At 35.1% G+C, this 15,728-nt stretch carries 14 protein-coding genes; 2 read left to right on the forward strand and 12 right to left on the reverse strand.

Features of this window, described 5'->3' with window-relative positions; translation table 11 throughout:
• Window positions 1-9: 9 nt before the first annotated feature.
• Window positions 10-612: a transcriptional regulator BetI gene (gene betI, locus PMI_RS07070; RefSeq protein WP_004248206.1), complete on the reverse strand. Its 603-nt coding sequence runs from the start codon at window positions 610-612 to the stop codon at window positions 10-12.
• Between the two features lie 209 nt (window positions 613-821).
• Here betI and PMI_RS07075 point away from each other — a divergent pair, with 209 nt between their 5' ends.
• Window positions 822-2,864 carry a choline transporter gene (locus PMI_RS07075; RefSeq protein WP_004248207.1) on the forward strand — a complete coding sequence of 681 codons (2,043 nt, stop codon included), beginning with the start codon at window positions 822-824 and terminating at the stop codon, window positions 2,862-2,864.
• A gap of 259 nt (window positions 2,865-3,123) precedes the next feature.
• Complete coding sequence (locus PMI_RS07080) at window positions 3,124-4,281, forward strand: pyridoxal phosphate-dependent aminotransferase (RefSeq protein ID WP_012368002.1); 1,158 nt, start codon at window positions 3,124-3,126, stop codon at window positions 4,279-4,281.
• 60 nt (window positions 4,282-4,341) lie between these two features.
• Here PMI_RS07080 and PMI_RS07085 read toward each other — a convergent pair whose 3' ends face one another.
• The 11 genes from PMI_RS07085 to oppB form a co-directional block, all read right to left on the reverse strand.
• Window positions 4,342-4,899: a fimbrial protein gene (locus PMI_RS07085; RefSeq protein ID WP_004248209.1), complete on the reverse strand. Its 558-nt coding sequence runs from the start codon at window positions 4,897-4,899 to the stop codon at window positions 4,342-4,344.
• A gap of 18 nt (window positions 4,900-4,917) precedes the next feature.
• On the reverse strand, window positions 4,918-5,913 hold the full coding sequence (locus PMI_RS07090; protein WP_004250941.1) for a fimbrial protein: 996 nt from the start codon (window positions 5,911-5,913) through the stop codon (window positions 4,918-4,920).
• 26 nt (window positions 5,914-5,939) lie between these two features.
• Window positions 5,940-8,543 carry a fimbria/pilus outer membrane usher protein gene (locus tag PMI_RS07095; RefSeq protein ID WP_012368004.1) on the reverse strand — a complete coding sequence of 868 codons (2,604 nt, stop codon included), beginning with the start codon at window positions 8,541-8,543 and terminating at the stop codon, window positions 5,940-5,942.
• Between the two features lie 33 nt (window positions 8,544-8,576).
• On the reverse strand, window positions 8,577-9,269 hold the full coding sequence (locus PMI_RS07100; RefSeq protein ID WP_004243223.1) for a fimbria/pilus periplasmic chaperone: 693 nt from the start codon (window positions 9,267-9,269) through the stop codon (window positions 8,577-8,579).
• Window positions 9,270-9,293: 24 nt separating this feature from the next.
• Window positions 9,294-9,836, reverse strand: coding sequence for a fimbrial protein (locus PMI_RS07105; protein ID WP_004243224.1), 543 nt, complete (start codon window positions 9,834-9,836; stop codon window positions 9,294-9,296).
• 61 nt (window positions 9,837-9,897) lie between these two features.
• On the reverse strand, window positions 9,898-10,458 hold the full coding sequence (gene fimA, locus PMI_RS07110; RefSeq protein WP_004243225.1) for a type 1 fimbrial major subunit FimA: 561 nt from the start codon (window positions 10,456-10,458) through the stop codon (window positions 9,898-9,900).
• A gap of 245 nt (window positions 10,459-10,703) precedes the next feature.
• Complete coding sequence (locus PMI_RS07115) at window positions 10,704-11,039, reverse strand: helix-turn-helix domain-containing protein (protein ID WP_012368005.1); 336 nt, start codon at window positions 11,037-11,039, stop codon at window positions 10,704-10,706.
• A gap of 789 nt (window positions 11,040-11,828) precedes the next feature.
• On the reverse strand, window positions 11,829-12,836 hold the full coding sequence (gene oppF, locus PMI_RS07120; RefSeq protein ID WP_012368006.1) for a murein tripeptide/oligopeptide ABC transporter ATP binding protein OppF: 1,008 nt from the start codon (window positions 12,834-12,836) through the stop codon (window positions 11,829-11,831).
• Entirely contained in the window at window positions 12,833-13,822 is a 990-nt protein-coding gene (locus tag PMI_RS07125) for an ABC transporter ATP-binding protein (protein ID WP_004243228.1), read from the reverse strand. Before PMI_RS07125 ends, oppF begins: the two co-directional genes overlap by 4 nt.
• A 7-nt stretch (window positions 13,823-13,829) precedes the next feature.
• The gene (gene oppC, locus PMI_RS07130) at window positions 13,830-14,738 is read right to left on the reverse strand and encodes an oligopeptide ABC transporter permease OppC (protein ID WP_004243229.1); all 909 of its coding nucleotides are present in this window, start codon (window positions 14,736-14,738) and stop codon (window positions 13,830-13,832) included.
• 18 nt (window positions 14,739-14,756) lie between these two features.
• Window positions 14,757-15,677, reverse strand: coding sequence for an oligopeptide ABC transporter permease OppB (gene oppB, locus PMI_RS07135; protein ID WP_004243230.1), 921 nt, complete (start codon window positions 15,675-15,677; stop codon window positions 14,757-14,759).
• Between the last annotated feature and the right edge of the window lie 51 nt (window positions 15,678-15,728).

Raw genomic sequence — 15,728 nt, forward strand, 5'->3', positions numbered from 1 at the left:
GTGAGTAAGTTAAGTCTGTTTATCCTGGCAAAGATTAAGTTGCATATCGATATACTCATCAGTAATTTTTTTTGCTTCTGCTAACGAAAATGGCTCCTCGCTAAGGGCACTACGTAGCCATAAACCATCGATTAAAGCGGCCAAGCCTTTGGCGGCTAAGCGTGCTTTATCTTTTGTTAACGCACGTCCAAATTCATAACAGAGATTAGAGTACAAACGTCTATCATTAACCTTTTGTAAACGATGCAAATTAGGCTGATGCATGCTACTTGCCCAAAAAGCCAGCCAAGTTTTCATTGCGGTTTCACTGGTTTGTGACGTATCAAAGTTACCATCGACAATGGCTTGAATACGCAATTTAGGCTCAGCATCGCTTAAAATACGTAATCGCATTGCGACGGCAAAACCTAACTGATATTGGATATGGCGCATTGCCGCTTCCAATAAACCATTTTTATCACGGAAGTAGTGGCTTATAATGCCATTAGATACCCCGGCCTTTCGTGCAATTAATGCAATGCTGGCATCTTGCATTCCGACCTCATTAATCACCGCTAATGTCGCCTGAATTAATTGCTGTTTACGTATCGACTGCATCCCTATCTTCGGCATGTTTTCAAGACCTAAAAAATACATTGAACACTTTTATTAAACGTTTTTTTAATTGAACATTCAATCAATATTAACTATTGTTTATCACAATTAATTCACAAATGACATAAGGAGCAGATCGTGAAAATTTGAATCTTTGCATATAAATCAATTGATTAGCAAAGAATGCAACTTTTAACTTTTAGATGAATAAATTTTTGGAATTTCTGATGACAACTCTTAATAGCTCAAAAAAACCACAGAAAGACAAGCTCAATTCTGTTGTTTTTTTCGCTTCCGCAACGCTGATTTTAGCGTTCTCTTTTTTCACTATTTTAATGACAGATACCGCCAATGCGTGGATCATTAAAACACTAGGTTGGGTATCAAAAACCTTTGGTTGGTACTATTTATTAGCGGCAACTTTGTACATTGTTTTCGTTATTTTCGTTGCCACATCTCGCTTTGGTAATATTAAATTAGGCCCAGAACAATCAAAGCCTGAATTTAGTGTATTAAGCTGGTCTGCTATGTTGTTTGCCGCGGGGATCGGGATTGACTTAATGTTTTTCTCAGTCGCTGAGCCTATTACCCAATATATGCTACCGCCTACTGGCGAAGGTGAAACAATAGAAGCAGCCCGTCAGTCGATGGTGTGGACATTATTCCACTATGGCCTGACGGGCTGGTCTATGTATGCACTGATTGGTATTGCACTCGGGTATTTTAGTTATCGTTATAATTTACCCTTGACCATCCGCTCTGCACTTTATCCTATCTTTGGTAATCGTATTTATGGCCCCATCGGTCATACGGTCGATATTGCTGCCGTATTGGGTACTATTTTTGGTATTGCCACCACCTTAGGTATTGGCGTAGTACAACTTAATTATGGGTTGAAAGTTCTCTTCGATTTACCGCAAGGGTTAGGTGTACAAGGTGGTTTAATTCTACTTTCCGTAATTATGGCGGTGATCTCAGCCACATCAGGCGTCAATAAAGGCATACGTATTCTTTCAGAATTAAATGTATTACTCGCTTTAGGGTTAATTTTATTTATCCTATTTGCTGGTGATACTGAATTTTTATTAAATGCGTTAGTACTTAATGTCGGTGATTATGTAAATCGATTCTTAGGAATGACACTAAATAGCTTTGCTTTTGATAGACCGACGGATTGGATGAATAGCTGGACACTTTTCTTCTGGGCTTGGTGGGTTGCTTGGTCACCTTTTGTGGGCTTATTTTTAGCACGTATCTCAAGGGGGAGAACTATCCGTCAATTCGTTATAGGCACCTTGATCATCCCTTTTGTATTCACGCTATTATGGTTGTCTATCTTTGGTAATAGTGCACTTTATGAAGTGATCCACGGTAATCAAACCTTTGCTGAAACAGTATTAGCCTCACCAGAAAAAGGCTTTTATTCTTTACTTGAACTCTATCCGGGATTTGGTTTAACTGCTTCCGTAGCGACTATTACAGGATTACTTTTCTATGTAACCTCGGCAGACTCCGGTTCATTAGTTTTAGGTAATTTCACTTCTCAACTGAGTGATATAAATAATGATGCCCCAAATTGGCTGCGCATATTCTGGTCTATCGCTATTGGTCTATTAACATTAGGTATGTTAATGGCAGACGGGGTTTCTGCTTTGCAAAATACCACGGTTATTATGGGATTACCTTTTAGCTTTGTTATTTTCTTTATTATGGCAGGACTATATAAGTCATTAAAAGTAGAAGATTTTAGACGCGTCAGTTCATTAAACACCAATGCGCCAGCACCTCTTTATGGTAACACCACCATGAACTGGAAACAGCGTCTAGGTCGAGTGATGAATTTCCCAGGTACTACCTATACCCAACGGATGTTAGATTTAGTTTGTACCCCAGCGATGCAAGATGTGGCTAATGAGCTGTCATTACGTGGTGCAAATGTCTCGTTTAATCTTTACCCGCTGGAAGAAGAGCCTCGTTTAAACCATTTAGAATTAGTGGTTGATTTAGGCCAAGAGCAGCATTTTATTTATCAAATATGGCCACAAAAATATTCAGTACCTGCATTTACTTATCGTGCTCGTCGAGGAAAATCCCATTATTACCGGCTAGAAACCTATTTATGGGAAGGTTCACAGGGTAACGATTTAATGGACTACACCAAGGAGCAAGTGATCAGTGATATTCTCGACCAATATGAAAAACACTTAAACTTTATTCACTTAAGTCGTGAAGCGCCCGGTGCAACATTAACATTTCCAGAATCAAATTAATTAGCGACTGAGCTATCTTATCTCTCAAGGGAACCCGTTTTATCGGTTCCCTTTTTTATTAGCCTGCATCACACACCTCATGCAATACATCGCTATTTTCTGACTTTATTTCATATTGACATGCTTAAGCTAATTCCTAAAAACTGACCTAACAGTGAATAAATAATCAAAATTAAAACATATTTATTTACTTATTGTGTTTTTTTAGTAATCTACATAAACAATAAAAATGTAGAATAATTTACTTGGGAAACATCACATGAATCGTCGTTCATTTTTAACATCATCAAGCTTAGTGATCGGGGGACTTTCATTAAGTTCGTTTGTTAGCGCTGCCTATGCCGCAGAAACTTCAAACCCTAAACAGCTATTTAATGCAGAAAATCCTTTACTGTTAAACTTTAATGAAAACTCGCTAGGCATGTCATCCAATGCCAAACAGGCGATTATTGATGCACTTCCCCATGCTTTTCGCTATCCAGATGATGCGCGAAGCGCACTTATCAGTGCATTAGGTGAAGAATTTAAGCTATCAGACAAACACATCACTCTAGGTAATGGCTCCTCTGAAACCATACAAGCAGCCGTACAATATGTGGCTAATAAAGCGCAAAAAGCAGGTAAAGCGGCACAACTAATTGTGCCTGATCCAACGTTTAATTATGCCGAACTTTATGCTGAACCTTTAGGTGTCAATATCGTAAAAGTGCCGGTTGATAACACATTGGCTTTTGATTTAACCGCCATGCAGAAAAAAGCACAAGCATTTGATGGTATTAGCATGGTATATCTGTGCAATCCTAATAACCCAACCGCAATGCTGACACCAACAGCGGCATTAACAAATTGGATCACCTCAGCAAAAGAAAATGTCTTTTTTATTATTGATGAAGCTTACGCTGAATTTGTGACAACACCTGAATTTACCAGTGCGATAGCATTAGTTGCTCAAGGTTATAAAAACTTGATTGTTACCCGTACATTTTCAAAAATTTATGCATTAGCTGGATTAAGGGTAGGCTATGGTGTGGCAGTCCCTGAGGTAATTAGTGAAGTAGATAGTTTCGTTTCTATTGATAATACCAATACTGCCGGTGCTGTTAGCGCATTAGCCTCGTTAAAAGATCACGCTTTTGTGGCATATAGTCGCAAGTCAATTGATGTATCACGACAAATGGTGGTTGATACTTTAAACGCCTTAAATATCGAGTATGCACCTTCTCACGCCAACTTTATTTTTCATAAAGTCAAAGGTGATGTGAAAACTTATCAAGAGAGAATGAAAGCGGCAAATATTATGGTAGGACGTGAGTTTCCTCCCGCATTAGGTTGGAGCCGTTTGACCTTAGGAACCCCTGAGGAGATGAGTTATTTTGTCGCGACGTTAAAAGAGTTTAGAACTAAAGGATGGATATAATCCTCTACAACCAATAGTTATAAATGTATTTAAAAGGGAACGACACAGTTCCCTTGTTATTTACAGATATTCTAAAGAAAATAATACTTCACCATTTGCACTTCCCCCAACTACGTCCTTATTAGTTGCGATATATTGCGCATAAAAATCGAGAGAAATATTATTAGTTGTCTCTACAGGGTAAATCATACTACTTTTTCCCGGTAATATTTTATTCTGATTTTTATCTAAAATAGCAATACCTATATTTTGAGCCGCATTTTTTTCTGCCAACTTAAACAAGGTACTATCCTTACTGTCAGTATCACCACTAAACATTACTTTTACACCGCTAGTAACAATACTGCAATCAGTTAAGTTAAGTGTAAACTTTACTGGCTCTGTTGTATTTTTTTGCTGAAAATCTTTTGTTCCCCAAACCCCTAAGTCAACAAATTTATTTAGCGAATCAGGGCTGACTCTACAAGTATTTGCCACAATGTTCGCTTTTATAACAATATTTGTATTAGCTAATTCTGCTGTTGCATCTTTAGTAAAAAATACTGTATATCCGCTAAAAAGTAGCATTCCCCATAATAGAAAGCGCATTATTTTTCTAGTATGTAATAACTCATTCATGATATTAGCCTATTAAAATTAAGGGAAATCAACTCTTAGAAAGCCACTTGATGTGACAGCGCCTTCAGTTGGTGTTTTTCCATCAATACTTACGGGATAAACATTAATCGTGACATTAGCATCAGCATTTTGGTTGAGTCTGAAAGGAATAAAACTTGATAAATCATTAGGTGTTAATTCAGATCCACTTGAATTAGCAACCACAAAGCCAACACTTTTATTATTAGAAACAATAGCATTACCTTGAACTGAATCTGCTTGTAATCGCATTGTTAAATCAGCACTGGCATCTATATTGTCACATTGAATACTTAAGTTTCTAGAAACCGTATTAACTCCTTCGGCTTTTTTCCCTGCTACTTTAAAACTTGATGCAGGAATATTGTCAAAATCAATATTCAACACTTGCCCTGAATTAATAACGCAAGATTGTGGAACTGTCATTGAAAGATTTAAAAATAGCTTTGTAATGATAGTTTGTTTAGTCGCACAATTCTGTGGTTGGCAAAAACCAAATTCGCCTACAAAAATATTTTTTACATAGGTACCAGAAATAATAGCCTTGTCAATTTTTATTCTGGTTTGATACTTTCTTACAGAAACGACGCTTTCTTCGTTTTCAGTATAAGTACGGGAACCACAAGTAGAGCTTAGCGTAGGTACATTATAAGGGACATAAATTGTTCTACAATTATTAGTCATTCTTAACGCAACAGAAATATAGTCATCTATCTTAGAATAAATCCAGTCATTATTGCTGGTATTTGCACTAGGAATATTACCATTGGAATATGTCGCCCATGTTTGCGCTTGTCCCGCATTCCATCTTAATGTAATTCGATTGGACAAAGTAATATCAGAAGCATCTTTAGTAACACCGACTTTATTTTCCGTCTTTGATAGTTGTCCACTAAGCGTGGAATATTCATTCGCATTACAACCACTGACACAGCTCACAGCGACTGCATTATTTGAAATAATGGCTATTATTGTAAACAATACTATTCTAATCATAATAAAATCCGTAAATATGCTTGTTTTTAATATTGGCATGTGGAAGAAATAAAATAGATACCTTTTTCTTTTGATGACTTCTCATTAATTTGGTAATCAAATATACATTGTTGATCAGCCATTTTTCCCCATTTTGCTTTTAGCCTACCAACAGGTGCTAAACCAGAGATAAAAACATTCCCATTATCGCCAACAATACCACTTACGGAACGCTCTTCATCAACAACCATCGCACCGAAAGGTATAATAGCGCCATCTTTTTTGCTTAATGTAACCATTGCTCGATAGCCAATATTCGTTTTAAAATTAGCTTCAACCAATGCCCCTTTAGTAGGAACTACATTAATAATCGTATTTTCTAATTCAATATTTTCTTCTAATGAATTAACATCTAATGAAACTCGATTATTTTTATATGTTGAAGCAAACGGTAAGACAGCATAACCATTATTATCAGTTAATATACCATTTGCATTTTCTACTTTAATATTATTAGCATCATTTGCTTTAATAAGAATATTGGTATCCCCTAAAGGTTGAGTTAAAGTAATACCTCCTGCATGAGCAACAATACCACCATTTAAACTATAATTAAACTCATGCCAATCATTACTATAATTATATCCGCTACCTATATTAGCATATTTACCTTTATAATTAGCATAAACCATTCCTGAATAACCAGAACCATTATGCGTATATCCTTGTTGAATATTATAATTTAAATTATTGTCTTCAAGGAGAGTTCCTGTTAGTCCCACTTGATTGACCCAAACATTGTCATCGCTTCTATTCATTGAGTAAACAGCATACATACTATTTCTACTTGAATGTAAGTCACTTACAGTTTGTTGGTTAAATACATCATTAAGAGGAATTGATATATTAAAAGCTACATTTTTATTATCACCACGCATACCCGGTGATTTTAATTTCGATAAACTAAGACTATAATTTATCCTATCAATATTAGCATTATAACCCAGTTGCCATAACTGTTCAGTTTCAGTTGTGCGCCAATAGTTTTGGTAAGAGCCTAAAATATACAAAGAACTATTATTGGTAATTTGCTGATTTATATTAAGTTGAAACCTCCCTTTTTTAGAATAATTTAAATTATAGTAGTTAGATAAGTTATCCTCATCTCTTATTATTCCATTATCTGTTACTATTTCACGCCCTGCCATTTTTTTATAACTAACTTCATTTAGGGTATAGTAGCCTTGCGTTGAATATCGATACCCCATTATTTGAAAGTTAGTGCCTGTGCTATTAATCGATTTAGCATAAAGTAATCGGAATGACTGCCCTTTTTTATGCTCATCGTTTGGCAATATACTATTCGCCTGTATTACATCTGCTGATATCGCCCCAAAGGTGCCTAGATTACCACCTAAACCAATCGCATAGGCTTGATAATTATTTGAAAATTGGCTTCCTCCATATAACGTCATATTATAAGGTAAGCCATATACTAAACTTAATTGACCAAAATTAGGTTTATCTTGATAATCTGCTCCGCTACGAAATTCCCCTCCAATCAATTCGTATTTTAAGCGTCCTTCACGTTGTAAAATAGGCACATTTGAATAAGGTACAACAAATTGTGTAATTTTACCGTTATTCTCTTTGATTGTGACATCTAAATTACCGCTACTTGATGTGGCATAGAGATCTTTTATTTCAAATGCACCTGGAGGTACAGAAATTTGATAAATAACAAAACCATTCTGCTTGACTGTAACAATAGCATTGCTATTCGCAATACCCTTTATCGTAGGTGCAAATCCTCTCATGCTATCAGGCAACATATTATCATCAGATTCTAGCTTAATCCCTCTAAAACCAAGACTATCAAAAATGGTTCCATTAGAAAAAGAGTCACCAAGGGTTAATTCAGCACGTAATGGAATAATAGGTTTTTGTACATATGTTCTTATATTCCTCCATTTATTTTGCTTACTTTCACCACTGGCATAGTTCCATGAACTTTCATTTCTAAATCGCCATGAACCAAGATTAATACCAGGATTTAAGTTTAAAAAATAATTATTATTATCAACGTTATCCTTAAAGTTCTTACTATTTCTTCCTGTGAAATTATAATTTAGTAAAAACGCATTAATCCCATTATCCCATTTTTCAGGTGGGATAAAGCCACGAACATTATTTTTAAACATTATTTGTGGAATACTTAAAAATAATTTTTGTCCTTCAAAATCGAATTTAACACTTGAGTTTTCTATTTTATCTAAAATATTCTCACAAGCACTATCTTTACTTTCTACCTCTTCTGATTTCTTTTTGCTATTTTCAGTTAAAGTTATTCCAAAATTTGTCAAAGTTTTATTATCTATACAAGGTAATAAACCTGTATCATCGGATGATGCATCGCTTTCATAAAATATTAAATTTTTTGTTTCAACATATTCATCGTTTACATAAATTTCTACTGAATACATTCCTTCAGGTTGGCCTTCACCTTTATCAAATCGAGATAAATCTGCTACTTCATTATCAATATTTGAAATTAAGTTAGGATTAAAAAAACTATCCGCATACACCACACCAGAAAAGCATGTACCTAAAAAGATATATAAATTAAAACATATAGTTTTAGATTTTAGCATAATAAAGCCTTATCATTAATGAATGTTATAGCATTACTTACCAATCTGTTTCGTTACTTTGGGTGTACTAGCACCATAATCATTAATAGTTTGATAAGATATTTGACTATAGTTAGGCTTGCTGACTTTAATCATTACTGTTCCCATAGGAGGAACCATAATACTATTTAGCTGTTCATTATCAGCTTCTAAATTAATTAATGTCGCATAATAAGGTGAAGGATTATTTACTATTATGTTTCCTTGTGATTTTTTAAACTCAAGACTATTAGGTACATCCTCTATGTTAAAATTTAATCCTTGAGGTCTAATAAAAATTTTTATTCTAGATAATACTGCTAGCTGTAATATATTTTTATCTTTTATTTCTTCTCGCTCAATTTCAGGGATTGCTTTTGTATTTAACCAGAACAAACTTTCTCTATCATTTGGTAATGCCTTACCAGCATAAATTATTCTTAGCTTGTTTTCACTTTCTGGTTTGCTGACAAACAGTGGTGGTGTAACAATAAATTCATTACTTTTTTGATCTTGGCTATCATCAATCCATGATTGCACTAAAAAGCGTAATCTTTTATCTGTATTATTAAGAGTAATTGACGTCTGTTTTGCATCCATAGGATAGACTATGCGTGTTGCAGCTAATGCAACACCTCCCGCATATGATAGCGATGAAAAACTGAAGAGAAAAAATAACGCAATAAAGTGTTTAGATATTAAATGCATATTAACCTCAAATGATAGGTTTATTTATTGATAATTGAAAACAAACCAAACTACGCTGTCAGCTTTTCCACCGATAACGTTTTCTTTCGTTGCCAGATAACTTGCTTTAAATTTTAGTTTTAATTCATTCTCTTCAATAAATTTATACTTATTGAATTTATTAGGAATAATTATTTCACCTTCATCATTAAATAATGCAACACCTAATCCTGAAGCTGAATTTTGTTGATCGGTGATGCTAAATAATCGTTTATCATTATTGTTTACATCACCTATAATAATTATACTGACTTTATCCGTAATACTTTTATTACATCCCATTAATTTAATAAAAAATGGGATTTTTATAGAGTGACTTCCTACTCCATGAAATTGGTTACTACTAATAACACCAAGATCAACAATTTGATATTCACTTTCAGAAGATACTGTACAAGCAGGCTCTACAATTCCCCCTTTAAAAGTCACAATACCATCGTCTAAAGAAATATTTTCCCTGTCATTAGAATAGGCTGTAAATGAAAGAGTAAAAAATAGGACAATAGAATATATTAAACTATATTTCATATTTCCCTCGATATAAAAGTATGACCTTTATCAGGTCATACTTTAAATTAATCCAATTTATTTATTCATATTGCATTTTGAAAGTTACATCAGCATCAGCATGACCAGGGGTAACGGTATCTAATGTAGATTTATAACGTGCAACAAAGTTAAGTGTATTTGATCCATCAATTAACTGTTTTGCTGTAGAAAAAACAGAGCCGTCTGGTGGTAACACTTTTCCTGTATGGTCTGTAATTTCAATACCAACGCCCGTCGCAGCACCCGCACCACCTGTTGTAATATTGCTTACAGCTAATACTGTTTTATCATTTGAATCACTTACACCTGAAAATGAAACTGAGGCATTTTGTGCGACAGTCGTATCACAAGCTTCTAAATTGATATAAAAATCAGTATTACCAACTGTTTTCCCTACACTATCAAATTGTGCGGTACGATATTGTCCAATATTAACAGTTTGATCTATTGATTTTGTACTAACAACACATGCAGCATTAACAATTTCTCCAGTAAAATTAATTTTACCACCATTAACAATAGTCGCTGCAGAAGCAACACCGCTCAGTGATAAAACAGATACTGTAAATAGAGCTTTAACTAACATCTTTTTTTTAAGCATTGACTTTTCCTTTTACATTACAGGTAAATATACACAACAACTTCACTTATAAATTAAAATAGTAAATCTATATTAGATAACAATATTTGAATCCATATACTAATTATATGATAAAGTGTTAACTGCCTTAATAAGGGTAATTTAATAAACATTAAATAAATAGGGTTTTAATTTTAAATAAAATCCCTATTAATTCATTGATATACTTAATATACTTGCCACCAATAATATTATTTATCTTACATTTAAATAATATTCTCAAAGAATGGAATATTATTATCAGAATCATATTTTATTTTATATTTTAATGTGATAACTCTTTTGGAAACCTTTTCAAAGAAATCACTTATTGAAATATCAAATATATTTAGTATGTGAAAAAGTATATCAATAGGTATTTTATTTATTCCTCGTTCATAACGAGAAATTTGTTGTTGAGAGATATTCAATAATTTTCCTAACTCAGCCCCCGTCATAGAATTACGTTGCCTTAAAAGAAAAAGTTCATATCCAATCGAATGACAAAATATTTTTCTTTCTGAAATATATTCAAAATTCAATGAGAAATTATTTATTTCCAAAATTCACTTCCTCAACTGTATTTGCATTTAATTTACTTTATGAGATTAATAAAATCAATTATTCAAAAATTTCTAACGAATTAAAAACCTCATAATAAAACACTAAATAAGAGTAGGTAAATATACTCATTTTATTTGTATCAGGGAGTTAATTGATTATCTGATTTGAATAGTCGTTTTAAGACAGTGATTAATTCTAAAATTACGAGAAAATAGACACAAATAAGACATAATAATCTATTAATGAAAACATATTAAATTTTTATTAATTTTTAATAGAAATATTTTTTATTGTTTTTGCTTACTGTAAAACCAAGGGTTAGTACAAAACTTATACTTTTTGTTTCAAATGTTATTTTAACAAAGTTACAATAATAAACTTTATTAATGATTATACCTTTATATCTCATCCTAAAAATTTTTACTTGATATAAATTAATATTTATTTATTTTTTTTGGTACTGATATTTGTAATTAGATAAGTTTTTTTAACCATTATTTTATCTTATTAAAAAATAATATTTTTATAACTATAAAAACTTTTGATATTAAAATCATAAACTGATAAAAACAACATAATTCATTGATAATAAATGATTTTCATCATTATCAACACTTTTCATATTTAAAAAAATGATAATATCAAATAGAAAATAAATTTTTAGAAAAAATCTATTACAAATAAGTTTATTTGAATATTAAATTTTTGAGCCATATGCTTTATATATAAAGAAAAAGGGCCTGAATAAATTCAGACCCTTTTTTCTATTAATATAATTTTATTATTTATTAAAGCGGATCGACTTTTAAACAAGATACCGCATGGCGGAAACTTCCCTCTAATAAGGGGCGCGTTTTAGCACATTCTTCATCAGCCATCGGACAACGTGTACGGAAAATACAGCCTGATGGTGGATTAATTGGTGAAGGAAGCTCTCCTTCTAACAAATCAATATGCTTGTTACGCTCTTTATCCGGATCAGGAATAGGCACCGCTGACATCAATGCTTTGGTATAAGGGTGTAATGGGTGATGATAAACTTCATCATAAGTCCCCAATTCCACCGCATGACCTAAATACATCACTAAGACACGATCTGAGATGTGTTTCACTACCGCAAGATCATGCGCAATAAAGATGAGCGATAATCCCATCTCTTTTTGGATATCTTTCAGTAGATTGACTACCTGAGCTTGAATAGAAACATCCAGAGCCGATACAGGTTCGTCACAGATAACCAGTTTTGGCTCTAAGATCAGTGCGCGAGCAATACCAATCCGTTGACACTGTCCACCAGAAAACTCATGAGGATAGCGATTAATTAAGTTTGGTAATAACCCCACTCGCATCATCATCGCTTTGACTTTTTCAACCACTTCAGCCTGTTTCATTTTCGGATGATAGGTTTTTAGTGGTTCAGCAATAATATCGCCAATCGTCATTCTTGGGTTTAAGGAGGCAAGTGGATCTTGGAATATCATCTGAATATCTTGACGAACATCGCGCCACTGTTTATTGCCCATGCCTAATAAGTCATGGCCTAACCAAGTGACTGTACCACCCGATGCTTTAACTAAGCCGATAATGGCACGCGCAAAAGTTGATTTACCACAACCTGATTCCCCTACTACACCTAAGGTTTCACCTTCGTATAAACGTAAGGTAACACCATCAACGGCTTTGAGGCTTTTTTTAGGTTGCCAGAACCACTGCTTATTATCTTGTACATCGAAATAAACTTTTAGATCGTTGACTTCGAGGATCACTTTTCTATCTTGTAAGGTGGCTTGGCTCATACTAACTCCTCCGCCGCTTTAAAACAGGCTCGTAATCTTCCCTGAGCAAATTGTGTTAATTGAGGTTCACTATTCAAACACTGCTCTGTTGCATATTGGCAACGAGGCTGGAATGGGCAACCTTTAGGTAAACGCAATAAGTTAGGAGGATTACCCGGAATGGTCGCCAAACGTTCATCTTCACCATCTAAACGAGGTACTGCTTGCAGCAATCCAATAGAATATGGGTGTGATGGTTGGTAGAAAATATCTCGCGCATTACCATATTCCATGGTTCGCCCAGCATACATTACCAGTACTTTGTCGCAAATACCCGCAACCACACCGAGGTCATGGGTGATCATGATAATGGCTGTATTAAGCTCTTTTTTTAGCTCGTTTAGCAGTGTCATGATTTGTGCCTGAACAGTCACATCCAGTGCCGTTGTTGGCTCATCAGCAATTAATAGTTTTGGCTTACATAATAGTGCCATCGCTATCATTACCCGTTGGCGCATCCCACCAGAGAACTCATGGGGATACATGCCCATACGTTTATGGGCTTCGGGCATTTTTACTGCATCAAGCATGCGAACAGATTCCGCATATGCATCATTTTTACTCATACCCTTATGAAGCATAAGCACTTCTATTAACTGAGTGCCGACTTTCATATAGGGGTTAAGTGAGGTCATCGGATCTTGAAATATCATGGATATTTCTTCAGCACGCATTTTGTTTAATTGACTTTGGCGTAAGTTTAAAATTTCACGACCATTAAAATGAGCACTTCCAGCAGTACGACCGTTTTTAGCTAATAATCCCATTAAGGCGAACGCCGTTTGCGATTTCCCAGAGCCAGATTCACCGACAATTCCTAAGGTTTCCCCTGCAGATAGCTCAAAGTTGAGCTTATTTACTGCGGTTACATCCCCATCTGGAGTACCAAAGGTGACACAGAGATCTTTTACACTTAACAATGGCTTATTTGTTGAATTTGTCATCATGTTCTCCTTAACGATCTTTCGGATCTAACGCGTCACGTAAACCATCACCGATAAAGTTAAAGCAAAACAAGGTGACAACTAAAAATGCAGCTGGGAAAAGTAATAACCAAGGAGAAACTTCCATTGAATTTGCACCATCACTCAGTAGTGCTCCCCAACTACTTAATGGCTCTTGTGTGCCTAATCCTAAGAAACTTAAAAATGATTCAAATAAGATCATGCTAGGAACCAGTAATGAAGCGTATACCACAACAACACCTAATACATTAGGCACGATGTGTTTAAGGACGATATTACGTGATGACACACCACAGACTAACGCCGCTTCAATAAACTCTTTACGTTTTAAACTAAGTGTTTGTCCCCGTACGATACGAGCCATATCGAGCCAAGATACCATGCCGATGGCAACAAAGATCAGTAAGATATTTTGCCCAAAAAAGGTCACCAGTAAGATAACAAAGAACATAAATGGGAAGGAGTTTAATATCTCCAGTAAACGCATCATCACTGAGTCAACGCGCCCACCGATATAACCTGCCATCGCGCCATAGAGGGTGCCAACAATCACCGCGACAAATGCCGCTGCAATACCTACCATCAGTGAAATACGTCCACCAATTGCTACACGAACTAATAAGTCACGTCCTGATGAGTCAGTGCCAAAATAGTGCGCTGAGGCAAAATCAGGTGGCATTGACATCATTTCCCAATCCGTATCGTCATAAACAAAAGGCGATAACATGGGGGCGAAAATGACAAAAAGTAAAATACAAAATAGTAGTACTAGGCTGGTGATCGCCGCTTTATTGTGCATAAAACGACGACGGGCATCTTGCCATAAACTACGACCTTCAACATCTAGCTGCTCCGAGAAATTCCCCAGAGCTTCGCTATTTTCTTTCATCGATAACATAACGTGCTCCAGTCTCTATTAATAACGAATTTTCGGATCGATTACGGCGTATAAAATATCAACAATGGCATTAAATAAAATGGTTAAACCACCCACAATAATGGTTAAACTCAATACCAATGAGTAGTCTCGATTTAATGCACCATTAACGAAAAGTTGACCAATACCCGGTAATCCAAAAATGGTTTCAATGACCATAGAGCCTGTAATAATCCCCACAAATGCCGGCCCCATATAAGAGATCACTGGCAGTAATGCTGGTTTTAACGCATGACGTAGCACTATGCGTTTCATTGGTAAGCCTTTAGCTTTGGCCGTTCTGATAAAGTTTGAGTGTAAAACTTCAATCATAGAACTACGTGTGATACGCGAAATACTTGCAATGTAGGAGAGCGATAATGCAACCATCGGCAGTAACATGTACTGAATTTGCCCACCATTCCAACCTCCCGCCGGTAACCAACGTAAGGTAATCGCAAAGATAAGCACTAATAGTGGCGCCACCACAAAGCTCGGTATCACAACCCCCGTCATGGCAAATGTCATGACGGTATAATCCCATTTGGTATTTTGATTCAGTGCGGCTATCACGCCTGCCCCCACACCAAAAATAACCGCTAATACAAAGGCCGATAGCCCTAATTTTGCAGAAACAGGGAATGCTTTACCGACTAAAGTGTTAACACTGTAGTCTTTATATTTAAAAGAAGGCCCTAAATCCCCTTTCGATAATTGAATTAAATAATCGAAGTATTGTTTGTAAATGGGATCGTTTAAATGATATTTCGCTTCGATGTTGGCCATAACTTCAGGGGGTAATTTCCTTTCCCCAGTAAAAGGGCTACCCGGCGCTAAGCGCATCATAAAGAACGAAATCGTTATTAGAATAAAAAGTGTCGGGATCGCTTCCAAAAAGCGACGAAAAATAAATTTGAGCATTGCCCGTTCCTATAACACAAACCTATTCAGGCGTGGTGATAAAAAGACCTC

Source organism: Proteus mirabilis HI4320 (assembly GCF_000069965.1).
Classification (GTDB): Bacteria; Pseudomonadota; Gammaproteobacteria; order Enterobacterales; family Enterobacteriaceae; genus Proteus; species Proteus mirabilis.

Bases quoted from the DNA above. Each gene is read 5' to 3' on its own strand.
- betI (WP_004248206.1), bottom strand. From the start codon at position 612: ATGCCGAAGATAGGGATGCAGTCGATACGTAAACAGCAATTAATTCAG.
- PMI_RS07075 (WP_004248207.1), top strand. From the start codon at position 822: ATGACAACTCTTAATAGCTCAAAAAAACCACAGAAAGACAAGCTCAAT.
- PMI_RS07080 (WP_012368002.1), top strand. From the start codon at position 3,124: ATGAATCGTCGTTCATTTTTAACATCATCAAGCTTAGTGATCGGGGGA.
- PMI_RS07085 (WP_004248209.1), bottom strand. From the start codon at position 4,899: ATGAATGAGTTATTACATACTAGAAAAATAATGCGCTTTCTATTATGG.
- PMI_RS07090 (WP_004250941.1), bottom strand. From the start codon at position 5,913: ATGATTAGAATAGTATTGTTTACAATAATAGCCATTATTTCAAATAAT.
- PMI_RS07095 (WP_012368004.1), bottom strand. From the start codon at position 8,543: ATGCTAAAATCTAAAACTATATGTTTTAATTTATATATCTTTTTAGGT.
- PMI_RS07100 (WP_004243223.1), bottom strand. From the start codon at position 9,269: ATGCATTTAATATCTAAACACTTTATTGCGTTATTTTTTCTCTTCAGT.
- PMI_RS07105 (WP_004243224.1), bottom strand. From the start codon at position 9,836: ATGAAATATAGTTTAATATATTCTATTGTCCTATTTTTTACTCTTTCA.
- fimA (WP_004243225.1), bottom strand. From the start codon at position 10,458: ATGCTTAAAAAAAAGATGTTAGTTAAAGCTCTATTTACAGTATCTGTT.
- oppF (WP_012368006.1), bottom strand. From the start codon at position 12,836: ATGAGCCAAGCCACCTTACAAGATAGAAAAGTGATCCTCGAAGTCAAC.
- PMI_RS07125 (WP_004243228.1), bottom strand. From the start codon at position 13,822: ATGATGACAAATTCAACAAATAAGCCATTGTTAAGTGTAAAAGATCTC.
- oppC (WP_004243229.1), bottom strand. From the start codon at position 14,738: ATGTTATCGATGAAAGAAAATAGCGAAGCTCTGGGGAATTTCTCGGAG.
- oppB (WP_004243230.1), bottom strand. From the start codon at position 15,677: ATGCTCAAATTTATTTTTCGTCGCTTTTTGGAAGCGATCCCGACACTT.